Source organism: Paucidesulfovibrio longus DSM 6739 (assembly GCF_000420485.1).
Lineage (GTDB): Bacteria > Desulfobacterota > Desulfovibrionia > Desulfovibrionales > Desulfovibrionaceae > Paucidesulfovibrio > Paucidesulfovibrio longus.
In genome coordinates this window covers 428590-448138 of the sequence record NZ_ATVA01000011.1, presented here as the reverse complement: position 1 = coordinate 448138, position 19549 = coordinate 428590, and the positions used below count along the sequence as shown (strand labels likewise).

General features: G+C 64.8%; 16 protein-coding genes. 9 read left to right on the top strand and 7 right to left on the bottom strand.

Going from position 1 to position 19549, the window contains the following annotated elements; all coding sequences use genetic code 11:
- The first annotated feature begins 29 nt into the window (after positions 1–29).
- From nusA to pnp, 9 genes are all read left to right on the top strand, one after another.
- On the top strand, positions 30–1430 hold the full coding sequence (nusA, locus tag G452_RS0103860) for a transcription termination factor NusA (RefSeq protein ID WP_022660943.1): 1401 nt from the start codon (positions 30–32) through the stop codon (positions 1428–1430).
- Positions 1342–1698, top strand: a complete 357-nt coding sequence (locus G452_RS21020) for a YlxR family protein (protein ID WP_327077701.1) — start codon at positions 1342–1344, stop codon at positions 1696–1698. Before nusA ends, G452_RS21020 begins: the two co-directional genes overlap by 89 nt.
- The gene (infB, locus tag G452_RS0103855; RefSeq protein WP_022660942.1) at positions 1677–4547 is read left to right on the top strand and encodes a translation initiation factor IF-2; all 2871 of its coding nucleotides are present in this window, start codon (positions 1677–1679) and stop codon (positions 4545–4547) included. Before G452_RS21020 ends, infB begins: the two co-directional genes overlap by 22 nt.
- A gap of 141 nt (positions 4548–4688) precedes the next feature.
- Positions 4689–4979 (top strand): DUF503 domain-containing protein, encoded by a 291-nt coding sequence (locus tag G452_RS0103850; RefSeq protein WP_022660941.1) that lies wholly within the window; start codon positions 4689–4691, stop codon positions 4977–4979.
- Between the two features lie 27 nt (positions 4980–5006).
- Positions 5007–5351, top strand: coding sequence for a 30S ribosome-binding factor RbfA (rbfA, locus tag G452_RS0103845; protein WP_022660940.1), 345 nt, complete (start codon positions 5007–5009; stop codon positions 5349–5351).
- A complete protein-coding gene (locus G452_RS0103840; RefSeq protein ID WP_022660939.1) occupies positions 5323–6294 on the top strand; it encodes a DHH family phosphoesterase in 972 nt (323 codons plus the stop codon). Before rbfA ends, G452_RS0103840 begins: the two co-directional genes overlap by 29 nt.
- A complete protein-coding gene (gene truB, locus G452_RS0103835; RefSeq protein ID WP_022660938.1) occupies positions 6294–7226 on the top strand; it encodes a tRNA pseudouridine(55) synthase TruB in 933 nt (310 codons plus the stop codon). The genes G452_RS0103840 and truB overlap by 1 nt, the downstream gene beginning before the upstream one ends.
- Positions 7227–7278: 52 nt before the next feature.
- Positions 7279–7554, top strand: coding sequence for a 30S ribosomal protein S15 (gene rpsO, locus G452_RS0103830; protein WP_022660937.1), 276 nt, complete (start codon positions 7279–7281; stop codon positions 7552–7554).
- A 179-nt stretch (positions 7555–7733) separates the two neighbouring features.
- Entirely contained in the window at positions 7734–9950 is a 2217-nt protein-coding gene (pnp, locus tag G452_RS0103825) for a polyribonucleotide nucleotidyltransferase (protein WP_022660936.1), read from the top strand.
- Positions 9951–10050: 100 nt separating this feature from the next.
- On the opposite strand, the gene amrB is transcribed toward pnp, so the two are convergent.
- From amrB to folE2, 7 genes are all read right to left on the bottom strand, one after another.
- Positions 10051–10866, bottom strand: coding sequence for an AmmeMemoRadiSam system protein B (gene amrB / locus G452_RS0103820; protein WP_022660935.1), 816 nt, complete (start codon positions 10864–10866; stop codon positions 10051–10053).
- Positions 10867–10969: 103 nt separating this feature from the next.
- Positions 10970–14134 carry a tetratricopeptide repeat protein gene (locus G452_RS0103815; protein WP_022660934.1) on the bottom strand — a complete coding sequence of 1055 codons (3165 nt, stop codon included), beginning with the start codon at positions 14132–14134 and terminating at the stop codon, positions 10970–10972.
- A gap of 75 nt (positions 14135–14209) precedes the next feature.
- Positions 14210–15229, bottom strand: a complete 1020-nt coding sequence (locus tag G452_RS0103810) for a sigma-54 interaction domain-containing protein (RefSeq protein ID WP_022660933.1) — start codon at positions 15227–15229, stop codon at positions 14210–14212.
- Between the two features lie 192 nt (positions 15230–15421).
- Positions 15422–16366 (bottom strand): hypothetical protein, encoded by a 945-nt coding sequence (locus tag G452_RS0103805; protein WP_155887517.1) that lies wholly within the window; start codon positions 16364–16366, stop codon positions 15422–15424.
- Positions 16367–16512: 146 nt separating this feature from the next.
- Complete coding sequence (locus G452_RS0103800) at positions 16513–17916, bottom strand: NAD(P)/FAD-dependent oxidoreductase (protein WP_022660931.1); 1404 nt, start codon at positions 17914–17916, stop codon at positions 16513–16515.
- A 278-nt stretch (positions 17917–18194) separates the two neighbouring features.
- Positions 18195–18560: a flagellar basal body rod protein FlgB gene (locus tag G452_RS0103795; RefSeq protein WP_022660930.1), complete on the bottom strand. Its 366-nt coding sequence runs from the start codon at positions 18558–18560 to the stop codon at positions 18195–18197.
- A 203-nt stretch (positions 18561–18763) separates the two neighbouring features.
- Positions 18764–19540, bottom strand: coding sequence for a GTP cyclohydrolase FolE2 (gene folE2 / locus G452_RS0103790; protein ID WP_027188991.1), 777 nt, complete (start codon positions 19538–19540; stop codon positions 18764–18766).
- Positions 19541–19549 lie beyond the last annotated feature (9 nt).

Genomic DNA, 19549 nt, shown 5'->3' with positions numbered 1-19549 from the left:
CGGCCGTTCCGGGAGGCGGAGGTTGCACCATGTCGGAACTGAAGAAAGCCATCGATCAGATCAGCAAGGACCGCGGCATCGACCGCGATCTCTTGATCGACACCCTTGAAGAAGCCGTGCGCTCCGCCGTGGCCCGCAAGTATGGCGACGCCATGGACATCGAAGTCACCTTCAATGAGGATCTCGGCGAAATCGAGGTCTATCAGTTCAAGGTGGTCGTCGACGAGGTGCACGACGAGATTTCGGAAATCATCCTCGAGGAAGCGCAGCAGCACGATCCCGGCGTCCGGCTGGACGACGAGATGGGCTTCAAGCTCAAGATCGAGGATCTGGGGCGCATCGCGGCCCAGTCCGCCAAGCAGGTGATCATCCAGCGCATGCGCGACGCGGAGCAGGAGATCATCTTCGAGGAATACAAGGACCGCGTGGGCGAGATCGTGGGCGGCATCATCCAGCGCCGCGACCGCACCGGCTGGATCATCAACCTCGGCCGCACCGAGGCCCTGCTGCCCAAGGACGAGCAGATTCCCCGCGAGCGCTACAAGCGCGGCGACCGCGTCCAGGGCTACATCATCGACGTGCAGAAGGAATCGCGCGGACCGCAGGTGCTCATTTCCCGCTCGCACCCGAACTACATGGCCGCCCTCTTCCACCGCGAAGTGCCCGAGGTGGCCGACGGCACGGTCAAGATCATGGGCGTTGCCCGCGATCCGGGCCTGCGCGCCAAGGTGGCCGTCAACTCCCGCGACCGCGACGTGGATCCCGTGGGCGCCTGCGTCGGCATTCGCGGCTCGCGCATCCAGAACGTGGTCCAAGAGCTGCGCGGCGAGCGCATCGACATCGTGGTCTGGAGCCCGGACATCGTCATGTACGCCAGGAACGCCCTTTCCCCGGCCACGATCAGCCGGATCACCGTGGACGACGAGGACGAAGTCCTGGAAGTGGTCGTTCCCGACGATCAGCTGACCCTGGCCATCGGCCGCAAGGGGCAGAACGTCAAGCTCGCGTCCCGGCTGCTGGGCTGGAAAATAGACATTTTCACGGAAAGCCGCTACGGCGAGCTCAACGCCGCGCGCAAGGGCCTGGACCAGCTGGCCAGCGTCGCCGAAGTCAGCGTGGAGGCTTTCCTGGCCGCCGGATTCGAAACCACCGAGGGCCTTGCCCTGGCCACGGACGAGGAAATGCTCACCGTGAACGGCATGGACGAATCCCGCATTGCGGACCTGCGCGCGGCCATCAACATGCTCGGACTCAATCCGGCCAACGGGCAGACCGAGTCGGAAGAGGAAGAGCAGACCGCTCCGGCGGACAGCGCCGAAGCCGAGGAGACTGCCGAGGGCGATGCGCCTGAGGGCGGAGAATCCCCGGATGATGCTTCGGCGGACGAGGCTTCCGGCGAGGAAGTCGAAAAGTCCGAGAGCGGTGAATAAGGACCGCATGGTCCGCGACAACGTCGAAGGCGGCAAAGCGCACGTGCCTCTGCGCACCTGCGTGCTGTGTCGCCGCAAACTGCCCAAGCGGGAGCTTTTGCGCCATGTGCGCGATGGTTCGGGGCAGTTGGTATGTGATCCCGCCCAGGTTCTTCCGGGGCGTGGGATATATGTCTGCTCGGATGAAGCGTGCAGGAAACGGTTTGAAAAATTCGGTCTGCGGAAGCATCCCAAGGGGGGAAAGCAATGGCGGAAACCTACAGAGTGAAAGACCTGGCGGCCGAGCTCGGCGTCAGCAACAAAGATATTCTCCAACGCCTTCGAGAGCTGGACGTTCAGGTCAAGAGCCATATGAGCGCCATTGATCCCGAAGACGTGGACAAACTCCGCGCCTCGCTGAAGACCGAAGAGGGTCCGAAGACCGAGGTCGTGCGCCGCGAGGTGCAGCCCGGAGTGATCGTGCGCCGTCGGCGTCGCAGCCGCTCCCGCGCCCAGGAAGAGACCGAGGAAGCCGTCGGGACCGAGGAAGCCGAGGTCGAGGAAACGGAAACCGAAGCCGAGATCGAAGCGGCCGCTCCCGTCGCCCCCCGCCAGCAGGAGGACGCGGCTGCCGAGGACGCTCCCGCCGACCTCCCGACCGACGAGGAGCCGGAACGACCCGTCGAACGCCCCGCGCAGAAAAAATCCGCCAAGCGGCGGCAAGCCCCGGCGGAAACGCCGGCGGCCCGCATCATTTCGCGCCCTGAGGACGAGATCGCGGCCAAGCCCGCACCCGAACAGCCCGCAGCCGAAGCCGATCCCGAGCCGGTCGCCCCCCAGGCCGAGCCCGAATCGGAAACTTCCGCGCCCGCTGCCGAGGTCGAACAGCCCATCGAGCCCCAGAAGCAGACCGAGCCCGAAGCGCCCCAGGCGGAGCAGTCCGCCGAGGCTCCCGAGGCCGCCGATTCCGAGGATCGCCAGCCCAAGAAGGCCAAGCCCGGCGACAAGCAGGCCAAGAAGAAGAAAAAGCGCCCCGTGCAGGAAGCGCCCACCGTGCGCATCATCTCCCGGCCCGATCCCGCCGAGGTGGCGCGCCAGGCCGCCCTGCGCGAAGCTCGTGAAAAATTCCTCCCGCCCACGCCCGAGCCGTCCTCCGAGCCGGATCCCGGCAATCCGATGCCGCCTTCCGACGATGCGCCCAAGCGCAAGAAGAAGAAGGACCGCCGCACCGTCGAGTTCAAGAAATTCGACGACGGCCCGCGCGGCAAGAAGGGCGCGGACGCTCCCGGCGACAGCAATTTCGGCGGACGCGGCAAGCGCAAGAAGGGCCGCCGCCAGGCCGAGCCCGTGCTGCCCAAATCCACGCAGCCCCTCAAGGCGGCCAAGCGCAAGCTGCGCGTGGACGACACCGTGCGCCTTTCCGACATGGCCAAGCAGATGGGCGTCAAGGCCCAGGATCTGATCAAGACCCTCTTCGGACTCGGCGTGATGGCCACCATCAACCAGTCCCTCGACTTCGACACGGCCCAGGTGCTGGCCAGCGAGTTCGGATACGAGGTGGAGAACGTGGCCTTCGACGAGCAGGAATTCCTGCTTCCCACCGAAGTGGACTCGCCTGAGGAGCTCAAGCCGCGTCCCCCTGTCGTGACCATCATGGGCCACGTCGACCACGGCAAGACCTCCCTGCTCGACGCCATCCGCAAGACCAACGTGACGGACGGCGAGGCGGGCGGCATCACCCAGCACATCGGCGCCTACCACGTCAAAACCGGCCGCGGCGACATCGTCTTCCTGGACACCCCCGGCCACGAAGCCTTCACCACCATGCGCAAGCGCGGCGCCCAGGTCACGGACATCGTTGTCCTCGTGGTCGCCGCGGACGACGGCGTCATGGACCAGACCCGCGAGGCAGTGAGCCACGCCAAGGCGGCCCAGGTGCCCATCGTGGTGGCGGTGAACAAGATCGACAAGGAAGGCGCGAACCCCGAGCGCGTCATGCGCGAACTCTCCGACCTGGGTCTCGTGTCCGAGGACTGGGGCGGCGACACCATCTTCGCCAACGTCTCGGCCAAGCAGCGCATCGGTCTCGACGAACTGCTCGAAATGATTCTGCTCCAGGCCGAAGTGCTCACGCTCCAGGCCAACCCGGACAAGCCGGGCCGAGGCCACGTGGTCGAAGCCAAGCTGGACAAGGGACGCGGCCCCGTGGGCACGGTCCTCATCAAGGAAGGCACCATCCGCCAGGGCGATTCCTTCGTCTGCGGCATGGTTCACGGCAAGGTCCGCGCCATGTTCACCGACCAGGGCATCAAGATCGAGGAAGCCGGTCCGGCCATCCCGGTCGAGATCCAGGGCTTCGACACCATTGCCGAAGCGGGCGACGAATTCGCCGTGGTCGCGGACGACAAGGTCGCCAAGCGCATCGCCTCCACCCGCGCGGGCAAGCACCGCGACAAGGAACTGGCGGGCAAGGCCAAGGTCACCCTGGAATCCTTCCTGGCCTCCAGGCCGGAAGACGCGGCCCAAGATCTGAACCTGATCGTCAAGGCCGACGTGCAGGGTTCCCTGGAAGCCGTGACCGAGGCCCTGAACAAGCTCTCCACGGAAGAAGTCAAGGTCCAGGTGCGCCACGGCGGCACCGGCGCCATCACCGAATCCGACATTCTGCTCGCTTCCGCGTCCGACGCCATCATCATCGGCTTCAACGTGCGGCCCGAAGCGCGCCTGAAGGAGATCGCCGAGCAGGAGAAGGTCGAGATCCGCTTCTACGACATCATCTACAAGCTCACCGGCGAGGTGAAGGACGCCATGAGCGGCATGCTCACGCCCGACACCGTCGAGGACTACCTCGGCCAGGCCGAGGTGCGCGACACCTTCAGCGTGCCCAAGGTCGGCACCGTGGCGGGCTGCTACGTCATCGACGGCAAGCTGACCCGCAACGCCAAGGTCCGCCTGCTGCGCGACGGCGTGGTCATCTACACCGGCGCCCTCTCTTCGCTGAAGCGCTTCAAGGACGACGCCAAGGAAGTGGCCAAGAACTTCGAGTGCGGCGTGGGCCTGGAACGATACAACGACATCAAGGTCGGCGACATCATCGAGGCGTTCGAAGAACGCGAGGTCGCCAGGACCATCGACTAGACATCTCGGAAGGGATGCGGGGAGGGCTTGCGACAAGCCCTCCCGCCCCCTCCCGAAGGCACGGCGATCCGCCCTGCGGCCCTTTCCGGCGGCGGGCGGCGCAAACGTTTTCAGGGGAGCCCCCTGCGGAGGCGCGCGGCGATGATCATCGGCGTACTCAGCCTGGAGTTCGTGCTGCACGGCAACGACTCCCTCAAGGGCAAGCGCAAGGTCTCGCTGAGCCTGAAGCAAAAGCTTCGCAACAAGTTCAACGTGGCTGTTTCCGAGGTCGACGCTCTGGACGCGCACAAGCGGCTCGTGCTGGCCGTGGTCACCGTGGCCAACGAAACGCGCAAGGTCGAGAGCCGGCTGGCCAAGGCTCTGGCCATGGTCGAAGCCATCTCCCCCGCGGAACTGGTGCGCTGCGAAACCGAAGTTTTCTCCGGCGACTGACGCCGACAACAACGAGGCCTTTGAGCGATGAAAACGTCCTCATCCCGGCGGTCCATCCGCCTTTCAGACCAGATTCAGCAGGAAATCGGCACGCTGCTCCTGGAAGACATCCAGGATCCGCGCCTGGAGCTGGTGACCATCAGCGGCGTGCGCATGAACCGCGACCTGAAGATCGCGGAAGTGCTCTACACCATGAGCGGCGGCCCGGAACGGGAAGCCGAGGTCCAGGCCGCGCTGGAACATGCGGCGGGCTTTCTGCGCTCCAGCCTGGGGCGTCGCCTGAAGCTCAAATACATCCCCCAGTTGCGCTTTTCGCGCGACCAGTTCCTCGAGGACATGATCTATGGAAAGCCCGGTCCGGCAAATAGCTGATCTCATCCGCCAGAACGACGATTTTCTGGTGTCCGCCCACGTCAACCCCGACGGCGACGCCATCGGCAGCACCGCGGCCCTGGGCTGGATATTTCAGCAACTGGGCAAGCGCTTCACGCTCTACAACGTTTCCGAGCTGCCCCACTCCCTCGACTGGGTGCAGCTCCCGGCCCCGCTGACGAACGAGCTGCCCTCGCCCCTGCCCGCCTGGACCTTCGTGATCGACTGCGGCGCGCTTGCGCGCGTGGGCGAGCCGCTCATGGCCGCCCTCGACACCGCGCATACCGTGAACATCGACCACCACCTCAGCAACCCCGGCTTCGGCGCGCTGAACTGGGTGGACATCGCCTATCCGGCGGTGGGCGCCATGATCGGAGAACTGGCCGAGGAACTGGGACTGGAACTGAGCGGCCCCCTGGGCGAGGCCGTGTACCTGGCCGTGGCCACGGACACGGGGTTCTTCACCTACGGCAGCACCAAGCCGGAAACCCTGGAACTGACGGCCAAGCTGTACCGCCAGGGCATCAAGCCCGGCGTGATCAACCCCAAGATCATCAACCAGTGGACGCCCCAGCGCCTGAACCTGCTTTCCCAGGTGCTCTCGACCCTGAGCATGCACCTGGACGGCGAGATGGGCCTTGTGGTCGCCGACCTGGAAACCCAGCGCCGCACCGGAACCAACGCCGACGACTGCGACGGGCTGGTGAACTTCGTGCGCAGCCTGCGCGGCGTGCGCGTCTCGGCCATTCTGCGCGAGGACGAACCCGACTACTGGAAGTTCAGCCTGCGCTCCAACGGCAGCGACGATATTCAGGGAGTGGCCGCGCTCCTGGGCGGCGGAGGCCACAAGAACGCCGCCGGCGGCAACATTTCCGGCCCGCTGGACACGGCCACCCGGATTTTGGTGGACAGCGTGGCCCAGGTTTTGGGAAAGAAGGACTGATGGGCAGAAAACCGAAACGCGACCCGCGCCAGCTCGACGGCCTGCTCGTGCTGGACAAGCCTTCCGGCCCGACGTCGGCAGGCTGCCTCACGGACATCAAGCGCAAGCTCGGCCAGTTCAAGATCGGCCACGCGGGCACGCTGGATCCGCTGGCGAGCGGCGTTCTGCTCGTGCTTCTGGGCCAGGGGACCAAGCTGGCCGCCTACCTCAGCGAGGATTCCAAAACCTACGTCGGGGAAATGCGCCTGGGAATCACGACCGACACGTACGATATTCAAGGAGAAATCCTTGAAGAACGCGAGGTCGGAGTCGCTCCGGAGGAAGTCCGCAAGGCGGTTGCCGCCTGGCGGGACTTGACAGAACAGGATGTTCCCGCCTATTCGGCGGCTAAACATAACGGCAAGCCGCTCTACTCGCTCGCACGTGCGGGGGAGGAGGTTCCGGTGAAAACCAAACCGGTGACCATTTTTGCGGCTGAATTGCTGGACATCGCCCTTCCCGTGGCGAAATTCCGCGTCCGGTGCTCTACGGGCACTTATGTACGCTCCCTGGTCCACAGCTTGGGGATGCGATTTGGATGCGGAGCGGCGCTCACGAGCCTGATCCGGGAAGAGAGCAGTCCATTCGGGCTCGACCAGGCGCACAGCCTGGAAGACGTCCTGAGCGAACCGGAGCGCTTCGGCGAAAAGGTCATTCCCCTGGCCGACACGCTCCCCCACTGGGCCAAGTTCCGACTGACGGAAGCCCTCGCGGCACTTGTCAGGAACGGAACCTGGCTTCCCGTGGTTGACGTTCCCGGAAAGCTGCTTTCCGGAACGCCCGGCCAGAAGGCCATGCTGCTCGGCCCCGACGGCGAGCCGCTCGCCCTGGTCGAAGCAACGCTCAAGGACGGAGCACCCAAATGGGCGATTCTCCGGGGACTTTGGGCCTGACGCCATTCGGCGCGGGTGACGATGGACGCAAGTCACTTCAAGACAGGAGGTAATGGCTGTGGTACTGGATACTCAGGACAAGAACAAGATCATCGAGGATTACAAGCGTCACGAGGGAGACACCGGCTCTCCCGAAGTTCAGGTCGCCCTGCTCACCGAGCGGATCAACTACCTGACCGAGCACTTCAAGACGCACAAGAAGGACTTCCACTCCCGCACGGGCCTGCTCAAGCTCGTCGGCCAGCGCCGCAAGCTCTTGAACTATCTCAAGAACAAGGACATCCAGCGCTACCGTGAGCTGATCCAGCGACTGGGTCTGCGCAAGTAGGGAGACTTTGTCTCTGCGGGGGAGGGGGCACCGTGCCCTCTCCCCCGACATGTATTCGCCCTGTTCCGGGAGGCATTTTAGTTGGCTGCGGAAAGCGTTTCTGTCCACGGACAGGAGTTCTTCCCCAAGCCGGCTACTGCTCCCGGACCAGGCGGTTCAACCGCCAAGAAGGAGGAGCCATGCTCAAGCCTTTCGACAAGACATCTCTGACCACCAAGGTCGGAAACGTGGAAATCACCCTGGAAACGGGCAAGTTCGCCAATCAGGCCAGCGGCGCCGTCTGGATCCAGTCCGGCAACACCGTGGTGCTCGTCACCGCCGTGAACCAGCCCCTGGCCGAAGACCGCGGATTCTTTCCCCTGACCTGCAACTACCAGGAAATGCTCTACGCGGCCGGCCGCGTGCCGGGCAACTACTTCCGCCGCGAAGTGGGCCGCCCGTCCGAGCGCGAGACCCTGGTCTCCCGCCTCATCGACCGCCCGATCCGCCCGCTCTTCCAGAAGGGCTTCCGCGACGAGGTCCAGATCATCGCCACGGTCCTTTCCGCCGGAAAGAGCACCAACCCCGACGTGCTGGCCCTGACGGGCGCTTCCGCGGCCCTGCAGATCTCCCCCATGCCCTTCCTCGGCCCGGTGGTGGGAACCCGCGTGGCCTACGTGGACAAGAAATTCGTTCTCTACCCGACCTACCAGGGCATGGAGGATTCCACCGACCTGAACCTCGTGTTCGCGGCCACCCGCGACGCCGTGGTCATGGTCGAAGGCGGCGCGCGCTTCCTGCCGGAATCGCTCATCGCCGACGCCCTGGAATGGGGCCACGAGCAGATCCAGCCGCTCTTCGACCTCCAGGACGAGCTGCGCTCCCTGGTGGGCAAGCCCAAGATCGAACCGGTCGCTCCGGTCGAGGATGAAGAAGTCGCCTCCTTCGTCGAGGAGCTCGTTTCCGACGAGTTCAAGGCCGCGCTGACCACCTCCGAAAAGATGGCCCGCAAGGCCGCCAAGGAAAAGGTCAAGGAAAAGGTCAAGCTCGCCGCCGCCGAAAAATGGGCCGACGCTCCCGAAAAGGTCAAGCAGGTCGGCGACGCCCTGGGCAAGCTGGAGAAGAAGATCGTCCGCAAGCGCATCGTCGAGGAAGGCCTGCGCATCGACGGCCGCGACCTGACCACGGTCCGTCCGCTCTCCATCGAGGTCGGACTGCTGCCCATGACCCACGGCTCCGCCCTGTTCCGCCGCGGCGAAACCAGCGCCTGCTGCATCGCCACCCTGGGTTCCTCCCGCGACGAGCAGCGCATCGAGACGCTGACCGGTGAAATCAACAAGAGCTTCATGCTCCACTACAACTTCCCGCCCTACTGCGTCGGCGAAGCGCGCATGCTGCGCGGCCCCAGCCGCCGCGAGGTCGGCCACGGCGCTCTGGCCGAGCGGGCCATCAGCCCGGTTCTGCCCGGTGCGGAATTCCCCTTCACCCTGCGCGTGGTTTCGGAGATCATGGAGTCCAACGGCTCCTCCTCCATGGCCTCCGTCTGCGGCGCGACCATGGCGCTCATGGACGCGGGCGTGCCCATCAAGGCCCCTGTGGCCGGCATCGCCATGGGCCTGTGCAAGGAAGGCGACGAGTTCTACGTGCTCACGGACATCCTCGGCGACGAGGACGCCCTGGGCGACATGGACTTCAAGTGCGCCGGCACCAGCGACGGCGTGACCGCCATCCAGATGGACATCAAGATCACGGGCATCCCCTCGGAAGTCCTGCGCCGCGCCCTTGCGCAGGCCCGCGACGCCCGCCTGCACATCCTCGGCGAGATGGCCCAGTGCCTGGACACCCCGCGCGCCGAGCTTTCCGCCTATGCGCCCCAGATGTGCGAGCTGACCATCAACCCGGAAAAGATCCGCTCCGTGATCGGACCCGGCGGCAAGAACATCAAGGCCATCACCGCCGAAACCCAGGCCGACATCGACATCGAGGATTCCGGCCGCGTGATGATCTTCGCGCCCAACCAGGAGTCCCTGGAAAAGGCCAAGGAGATGGTCCTCTACTACGACCAGACCCCGGTGCCGGGCCGCAACTACGTCGGCACCGTGCGCAAGCTGCTCGAAGTCGGCGCCCTGGTGGAGATCCTGCCCGGTGCGGAAGGCATGCTGCACGTCTCCCAGATCGATGTGGAACGCGTCGAGAACGTCAGCGACGTCCTCCAGCTGGGTCAGGAAGTGACCGTCAAGGTCATCTCCCTGGAGCCGGGCGGACGCATCCGCCTCTCCCGCAAGGCTTGGCTCATGGAGCAGGCCGGACAGGAGGTCAACCTGGACGACTTCAAGCGCCCGGCCGGCAGCGGCGACCGGCGTCCCGGAGGCCGCGACGGCGGTCGCGGACGTGACGGCGGACGCGGCAGACGCTAGAGTCCACGCAACGAATGACAAAGGGACGGCCTCTCACGGGGTCGTCCCTTTTTTTCGTCCCTGTTCTTGCGCAGGTTCGGGATGGACAGCAAGGCGGGGTTCAGTCCGCGAGCAGCCCGGCATAGCCCACGACCTGCTCGAAGTCGCGCGTGACCTCGCCGGACGTGGTGTAGGCGACCAGCCGCGCGGACGCCGCTCCCATCTCCTTGGCCGCGGCCAGGGCCAAGGTCATGGGCAGCACGCCGCACATGGATATCCGCTGGCCGCGCACCGTTTCATAAAGGGCGAAGGCGTCAAGCTTCAGGGCTGCCGCCAGGGCCTGTTCGTCCAGTTCGCGGGCGCGAATGTCGCTGACGTAATGGCTCATGTCCGAGCTGACCACCAGGGACACAGGCTGCTCCCAACCGGAAAGCAGCCTGCCGAGTTCCGCCCCGGCCCGCAGAAGCACATCCGGGGAAGGGTCGGCCACGGCAATGGGCACAATGCGCGTTTCCGGATTGAGCGACCGCAGGAACGGCAGGACCACTTCCAAGGAATGCTCGCGGGAATGGGCCTGCTCGTCCGAGCGCATGCCGGGAACCCGCTCCAGCACGGCCGAGGCGAGGGCGCCGTCCACATCCAGACTTCCTCCGGGGATGTTCCAGGCTCCCTCCGGCCATACGGCCAGACGTTCCCCCTGTCCGGTATGGTTCGGCCCCAGGAGCACCAGCGTCCGCGAGAGGCGGGCCTCGCCCAGGGTCTTGCCGCAGACGCCGCCGGAAAACACGTATCCGGCGTGCGGGACCATGGCCAAAAGGGTTCGCCGCCCGCCACCGGAGGGGGGAGCGGCCTGGGCCAGATAGCGTTCCACTTCGGTATTGAGGGCTGCGGGCTCACCCGGATAGAATTGCCCCGCAACGACGGGCTGCCTGACCATAGCTCGACCTCCCCGGCTCATGAAATCAACTTTGTCTTGATCATACCCGAACGGGCGCGAGGGTCAACAGGCCGGATTGCAAACAGATGATTCGACGCGGATGCTAGTTGGGCACGGGGGCGTATTCCTGGGCGCGCTGTTCCAGCTTGTCCGTTTCCAGGGCCGTGGCCGCCAGCCTGCCGTAGAGCGAGTCCGGCTGCTTGTCGCGCAAATCGCCCATGACCCGCGCCCACTCGTCCGGGAAGCCGGATTTGCGGTAGAGCTCGGCCAGCTTGTAGCGCTGCGACGCCCACTCCGGATCATCTTCCGGCACGTATTTGTCGTATTCCAAAGCCCATTTCAGCGCCTGGCGGTAGCGTCCGGACCGCTCCGTTGCGTAAATGGACATCAAGAGGCAATCCTTGATCTTTTCCGGATAGCCCTTGGACGAGAGCAGCAGGGACAGCGCCTCCTGGGCATACACGAAAACCCGGCGCAAGTCCTCGTGCTTCATGGCTTCCTTGGCCATGTAGTACAATGAATCCGCACGGATGAAAGGTTCGACGTTTTCATCGGCTCCAAGCTGGGCCCAGAGCCGGGCGCTTTTCTGGGTTTCCCCGAGGTTTTCCAGGGCCACGGCGTTGGCGTGCATCAGCAGCCGCCGGGCGCGCGGACTGAGATCCCAATTCTGCTCCGCATGGGTCGAAAGGTCGTTGATGCGGTTCCAGGCCTTCTGCTTCAGAAAGATATCCGCGGCCACGGCCAGGGCCATTTCCGAATATTCCGGCACTTGCTTGTCGCCCAGGAACGGCTTCAGCAGGTCGAGCGCCTTCTCGTAGTCGTTCAGGGCCGCATAGCTCCTGGCCACGCCGATGCGGGTCGCGTTGCTCTCGTCGTCGGAGGAATCGTTGATGAAATGATACTTTTCCCAATAATCCACCACGGCCTGATACATCTCCTGATCCAGCAGCTGGGGCACGGCCAGGGCAAAGGCCCGGTTTCCCAGCTCGCGCGCGCGGTCCGTGAGCGGGCTGCGGGGATACTCGTCCAGCAGACGCTGGGCCGCGGCGAGAGCATCCGGATATTCCTTCTGGTAGAAGTGCCACATGCCGAGCTTGAGCAGCGCCAAGGGCGCAAGCGGGCTTTCAGGGTGCTGGTCCACGATCTCGGTGTAGACCTGCTTGGGCCGGAGCGTGAAGGGACGGTCGAAAACCGTGACCATTTCCACCATGGTGGGCGAATCGTGGATGCCTTCCTCGGCGAGGCGCATCTTGGCCACCAGCCCCCCTTCCAGATCCGGGTAATCCTGCACCGTCCGCTCATAGATGCTGCGGGCTGCCTGCGCGTCGCCCTGCTGGAGAAACACGTCGCCTATGCGGGCGAGCGCGATGTCCGCTGCTTCGGCCTTGGGATTGATGTTGTAGTATGTCCAGTAATGACTCTTGGCCTGGTCGTACTTGCCGAGATGGTACTCGATGTCTCCGGCGAGCTTGAGAAAGCCGGGACTGGACTCGAAGACCTGGGGCCAGCGTTTGTCGATGTAGTCCACGATCTGGTACGCCTGATCGTAAAGCCCCAGGTTCTTCAGGGCTTCGGCCAAACGGAAGGCGGCCTGCCGGGCCAGGCGTTCCTGTTCGGGATAACGCTCGATAAAGCCCTGGAAGCGGTCGGCGGCCTCTTGCCAGTCGCCTTGACGGAAATAGTATTCGCCCCAGTAGTAATCAATGGCGGGCACGTTCTGATCGTCCGGATACTTGGACTTGAGCAGATCGAAATAAGCCTGGGCTTCCGGCAGGTTGCCCACGCGCAAGTTCAGGAGTCCGAGATTGAGCAGGGCCTGCGGCAGTTCCGGGGAACGCAGATCCGCGTTCATCGCCTCCTTGTAGAGGCTGTTGATCTCGTCGAAATGTTCCGCTGCGCTGTCCTTGTAGAGGGTCATGAGCACGCCGCCGAGGCTGTAGGTCGCTTCCAGGCGCATTTTGGCCGGAACGTCCGGCTGGGCCAGGAGGCTCTCCAGCTCGTTCTTGGCCTCGGCCAGCTTGCCCGTGGCGATGTGGGACTGGGCCTTGATCAGGGACAACTGCAAATTTTCAATGCGCTTGGCTTCCTCAGGAGTCAGCCCGGCTCCCGAAGCCGGAACGCCCGCCTGAGCCGCTGCCTGGGCCTGCTGCGACTCGATGGTGTCTATGGCGCCCTGGACGGCCGTGTCCTGCACCTTCACGCCCGTTTGCGCCGGGGCGGGCTCGGGAGCAGAAGCGGCGTCCGTGGGAACGGGCGAAGGGGGCGCGTCCGCCGGAGCCTTGCCGTCGTACACGGCCTGGGCCTGCTGCATGGCCTGCTGGGCCTGCGCCGCCAGGGACGACGACGGCGCCTGGGAAGGCGCGTCAGGCGGAGCCGGAGCCGCTGCGGCAGGAGCGGCTGGTGCGGCAGGAGCCGAAGGAGCCGGAGGAGCAAAGAGCGCCGTCTGTCGGCGCAGCCATGAAGCCTGCCCGTCCGTGCCGCCCGGCGGAGCGCCGCTCACGGTCCGGCCCGGCGAGGGAATTTCCGTATCCGTTGCCGGAAGCACGCGTTCCGGGGCCGTGGGCTCGGAAATGGTGTTCACGGCCTTGTAGCGGGCCGTTCCCGTCTCGACGTTGACCGTTCCGATCTCGCTGGGACGGACCTGGAGTTCGTTGTTCAAGCCGGAAACGGGAACGCGCACGGCATAAGGCACCGAGAACAGCGAGTTCAGCGCGGGCTGGGGACGGTCGAGCGTAAGATTGCCCTCTCCGGCCGGAGGCGCGCCTGCGGGCTGCTGGGCGCCATTCCCTGCGGCGGCGGGGGCCGGTGCCGCGGGAGCCGCGGGAGCGCGCAGGTCGGGCTGCGGAGGCAGAGGATTCGGCACGTCCGGAGGCAGGGCCGCTGCGGTGGGATCCTTCCAGCGTGCGCCGGTGGGATCGCGGAAGATCTGAATCTGAAGGGCGTTTTTGCCGGGAACCGGCGTGAAAATGTAGCCGAAGGCGTTGGTCTTGAGCTTGATCAGCGCGCCTTCCGGCGACGGCTCCACGGAATCCACGAGGCGGGCGGCCTGGAAGGTCTGCCCCACGGCAAGCCCGTCCCCTTCGGGAAGGCGCACGTTCAGGGCCTGCGGGCCTGTTCTGCTGACCGCTCCCGGCACGGGCGCGGCGGCAAGGTCGAAGGTCAGTACGTCCGTGTCGGCGCGGGTTCGGAAGGTGATCGAGGCCGCAAGAGAGGATACCGGCTGGAGGAGCATCCAGACCAGTGCCAGGACCAGCGTCAGCGGTCTCACAAGCGGTCGAAATCGTTTCAGGTCCACAACCCGCCCCTAATGCAAAACCCGTGCAAGGACGGACCTGCCGCCCGATCAGCCGTCGAGCAGCTTGCGCTTCTTGAGCTTCTCGATGAGCGTGGTGCGCTTGATGCCGAGAACTTCGGCGGCCTGGTTCTTGACCCCGTCCACCTCTTCCAGAGCTTCCAGGATCAAGCGATCCTCAATATTTTCGAGGAACTCCTTGAGCGCGAGTTCCTTGTCCCGCATGTCCTTGAGCTTCGGCCAGGCAAAGCCCGCAGGAACGGCCGCCGCAGGGGCCGGGCGTTTCAGAGGCTCCTTGCCCGCATCCTTCCAAATTTTCTCCGGCAGATCTTCCGGCTCGATGCAGGCTCCGTCGCAGAGGATGGAGAGCCGCTCCATGAAATTTTCCAACTCGCGGACGTTTCCCGGCCAGGAGTAGGAAAGGAGCATGGCCTCGGTCTGCGGGGAGAGGCAAAGCCCCTGGCGTTCGCGCTCCTTGCAGAAGCCCTTGAGAAAGTGGCGCGCGAGGAGCATCACGTCGTCGCCGCGCTCGCGCAGGGCGGGCAGTTGCAGGGGAATGACGTTCAGACGATAGAAAAGATCTTCCCGGAATCGTCCGGCCGCGACTTCCCCTTCCAGGTCGCGGTTGGTGGCGGCGACCACGCGGACGTCCACCTTCTTGGTCGAGGTGCCGCCGACGCGCTCGATCTCCTTTTCCTGGAGGACGCGCAGAATCTTGACCTGAAGCGAAAAATCCATCTCGCCGATTTCGTCGAGAAAAATGGTGCCGCCGTCGGCCAGCTCGAAACGGCCGGGTCGCGAACGGATGGCATGCGTAAACGCGCCCTTTTCATGCCCGAAGAGTTCGGATTCGAGCAGTTCCTTGGGAATCGCTCCGCAGTTGATGGGCACGAAAGGCTTGTCGTGCCGCCTGCTGCTGCGGTGCAGAGCACGCACGAGCAATTCCTTGCCCGTGCCGGATTCTCCGGTCACCAGCACGGTGGAATCCGTGGGGGCGACCTTGGCCAGAACGCGGAAGACCTCCTGCAATGCAGGACTTTCGCCTATGATTCCATCAATATTGAGCGCCATGCATCCTCCGGCGGGGGAACAGCCGCACCGCGAGACGCGCCTTCGCCATCCTGCGGCGGAAGCGCGAAAACCCGCTTGCCATCTATGCTACCACCTCACTGTCAATCAAATGACGCAATGTCAATCGTTTTTCTAGAAAATTACCAAAAAAAAGAGGGCCGCGGCCCTCCTTGTGTCCTGTTCCGAAGAACGTCACTCCCATTCGCATTTCCAGCCCGCGTACCCGGACACGGGCCGGACCGTGATCACGAAATGCCCCGGTCCCACGCGCATCTTCGACATCATGCCCACGACCTCGCTCTGGATGGTCCTGCCGCTGGGCTTGTCCACGATATCCACGACGTAGCTCTGCTTGCCCTGGTTGTAGGGATCGCGAAAATGCAGCCCCAGGCTGCGGGTCGTGGTCAGCTCCCAGGTGCAGAAATCCTTTCCCGGCGCAATGGAGCCGTGCGCCAGTCCCCACTGCGCGGCCATATTGCCGCCGGTTTTCCAGGCCCGATCCTTGAGCCCGGCCACGGGCGTTCCCGCTCCGCCGGAAGCGGATCCGGCGTTCCCCGGCGCGCCGCCCTGGCCCATGCCGCCGGACATGCCGCCCTGGCCCATGCCGCCCTGCATGCCGCTCCCCTGGCCCATGGCTCCCGGCATGACGTTGGCCCCCCGGTCCGTGAACACGAAGCTGTTCAGCGCGGCCCGGACCTGATCCTGCAACGCGGAGCGCTCCTCCACGTAGAGCCCCTGAACCACGTAGGTGCTGCCGCCGTGCACCGTTCCGGCCACATAGGAATGAAAACGCGCTCCGTTGGCCATGCCCGTGTATTCCCAGGTGCGTGCGGGCACTCCGGAGACCTGGCCGTCCTGCATGCGTACCCGGTTCTGGAAGGGCATGCCCTTGGCCAGCATTCCGGATTCCCACTGTTGCAGCAGATGATCCAGCGGCAGCACTTCGCCCTGCGAGGAATACAATTCCACGAACGCATCGCGGTTCGGAGCGATGCATTGCTTGACGAGATCGTTGCCCAGCCCGGAACGCTCGTCGCTCCAGCCCGGCGGGCACTGCATGGCCCAGCTTCCCGCGAGGACGCATTGTGCCGAAGCAAGCAGCATGACCGTCAAAACCGCACACAACATCGACTTCATGATCCCCTCCCGTTGAATGCACGCGTCACCTATCGCAGCCGTTACATTTTTTTACGGGTCCAGGCAATGCCGCACGCAAACATCGGCGACAAAAAAGGCCGCTCCCCAAAACGGGGAACGGCCTGCGTCGGTTCGCGGACGAAAGGCTATTTCAATCGCGCGGCGATCTTCTTGGCAGGAATCAGGCCGGTTGCCGCTGCGGAGACGATGTTTCCCGCCACGCCCGGACCGTCGCCCGCCACGAAAAGCCCTTTCACGGCCGTTTCCAGATGGCTGTCCGTGTCCACCTGGGTGGCGAAGAACTTGATCTCCGGCGCGTAGAGCAGCGTCTCGTCGTTGGACACGCCGGGCACGACCTCGTTGAGCTTCTCCAGCCCCTCGACCACGTTGGTCAGGATGCGTTCCGGCAGGGCCATGGCGATGTCGCCGCAGACCACGTTGCGCAGGGTCGGTTCGATGGAGCTGTTGCGGATGCGGTTCCAGGTGGAGCGGCGTCCGCGCTTGAGATCGCCGAAGCGCTGGAGAATGGGCTTGCCGCCGCCGATGAGCGTGGCCAGCCTCCCGATGGATTCCCCGTAGGACTGGTTGTCCGTGACGGGCTCGTCCAGCACGACCTTGGAAAGGAAGGCGAAGTTGGTGTTGTCCGACTTCTTTTCGGTGTAGGCGTGGCCGTTGACGCAGACGAAGTCCTGGTAATTCTCCAGGGCCACGAACCCGCCCTGGTTGGTGCAGAAGGTCCGGGTCTGGTCGTCGTACTTGGCCGTGCGGATGAAGAAGGTCGGGTCGTAGATGATGCCGCAGAGGTCTTCCATGATCTCGCGGGAAACCTCCACGCGCACGCCGACCTCGATGCCGCGCTGGGAAACGCCGAGATTCAGTTCCTGGGCGACCTTGCCCATCCACTCCGCGCCCACCCGGCCCGGCGCGAGGATCACGGCCTTGGCCGAATAGTCGCCCCGGCTGGTGCGCACGCCCTGGGCGCGGCCGTCCTCGACGATGACCTCGCGGACCTCCTCGGAGGTGTGCATGGTCACGCCCTTTTCGCGGATATATTCGGCCATGCCCGCGATGTGGCCGGGCAGGTTGTCGCTTCCGAGGTGCTTCTGCTTGATCAGCAGCAGGTCGATGCCGTGCTTCTTGGCTTCGCGGCGAATGGACTTGGCCGCGTCCATGTCCGTGGGGTAGACCTCGGCGTCCATGCCGAACCGGTTGAAGATCGTCTCGGTTTCGTCGATGAGGCGCTTGGCCTCGGATACCGGCATGAACTGGGTCAGGTCGGTCTTGCCGAGCTTGTGGATGTAGTTCAGCTTGCCGTCCGAGAAAAGCCCGGCCCCGCCCACGCCGCAGAGGATGTTGCAGGGACGGCACTTGATGCAGCCGCGCTCCCCGGAAATGGGACACTCGCGGTTCAGGCTGCGCTTGCCCTTTTCGATGAGCAGCACGTCCAGGCCGGAATGCTCGCAGAGCCAGAATGCCGCGAAAAGGCCGGCGGGCCCGCCGCCGACCACGATGACGTCGTAATCCGTCTTGACGGACTTGTTCGGAACCATGTTCAATCTCCTGACATAGAAAAAGCCCGCAAGCTCTCGCCGGGGCATGGATTTTCAATTGCCCGCAAGAGGGCTTAATAGCATTTATCAGATATGTTCGTCGAAGGGAACAGGATTTTTCACGACCGACGCGGCAGGAACGAGCCGCGTCTGCCAGCCGCTCCCGCAGCGTATGGCCGGGTGCGGCGATCCATCCAAGTCAGAGGGGCGAGAGGAAGAGAAGGCAGGCGGAAAGGCGGGCGGGAGCGCCCCGGAAGGCGGCAGCCGCAGGAAGCGGATCAGGCCTTGAGATCGAGCACGAGGCCCAGAGTGCGGTCCCACTCGCGGACAACGGCCGCATTGGCGGCAAAAGCGTTCTGCGTGCCGATCAGATCGACCATCTCGCGGGCGACGTCCACGTTCGATCCTTGGCGCACGGCGTTCAGGGGCGGCGGCGCATCCGAATACACGAAGGAGACGTCCGGTCCCGGAGAGGAGTCCGCATCGAGATGCGAAACGCGAACGCCCTCCCCGCCCGGTCCATCCTCCAGACGGGCACGCCGGGCCTTGTATCCGGGCGTGTTCACGTTGGCGAGATTCTCGGCGGTGACCTCGGCGGCCTTGGTCAACGCCGTGATGGCCTGGATGGAATTGTCTGCGCCCATTTCTGCTCCGGAATTCGGAAGACGCCCCGGCCGCGGACTTGCGACGGGGCCTCGTCTCCTTGTAGCCATCCGGCGGGAAATGTCCAGCGGCCCGCGCCGACCCGGCGGGCAAGGCCGCCGGAGAAACCGCGCGGAGGAAGCGCGCCGTTGCAGTCGCGCGGGGAATTGCCGGGAGACATTGCCGAAAGAAATCGCCGGAAGACTCAGCCCTTCAAATTGCGCTCGATGACCGCATAGGCCGCGTGGTCGTGGATGGACTCGTGGCTCTCCACCTCGACCCGGAACCAGGTCACCTGGGGGTGGTCCGTGAGGCCTCTGGCCACGGCGCGGACCACGTCCTCCACGAAAGCGGGATTGGCAAAGGCGCTCTCCGTGACGAATTTCTCGTCCTCGCGCTTGAGCAGCGAATAGACCGGAGAGGAGCCGGACCCCTCGCAGATATCGATGAGATCCTCCAGCCAGAGCAGCCCGGTGAACCGGGCCTTGGCGCGGATGGACGCGCGCTGGCTGTGCGCGCCCTGCTCGCTGATGGCCAGGGAACAGGGGCAGACGGTCATCACCGGCACCTCCACCCCCAGGGTGAAGACCAGCCTGCCGTTCTCGTACTCGCCCACCAGGGTGCAGTCGTAGCCCATCATGCCCTTGCCGCCGCTGGCCGGGGCGCTGCGGCGCAGGAAGAACGGAAACCGCAGTTCGGCATAGGCGCGCTGCGCGTCGAGCCGCTGGGTGATGTCCGCGAGCAGACGCTTGAAGGAGGCGTAGTCCAGTTCCTCGGACCAGCCTTCGAGCGCCTCCACGAAACGGCTCATGTGCGTGCCCTTGAACTCGGCAGGCAGGTCCACGGAGAGGTCCACGCGGGCCACGGTGTGCTGCGACCCCTGAGCCCGGTCGCGCACGATCACGGGCAGGCGCAGATCCTTGACGCCGACGCGGTCGATGGGCAGAGCGATGGCGGCCTTGCCGCTCTGCACGTCCTCCATGGTGCGGCA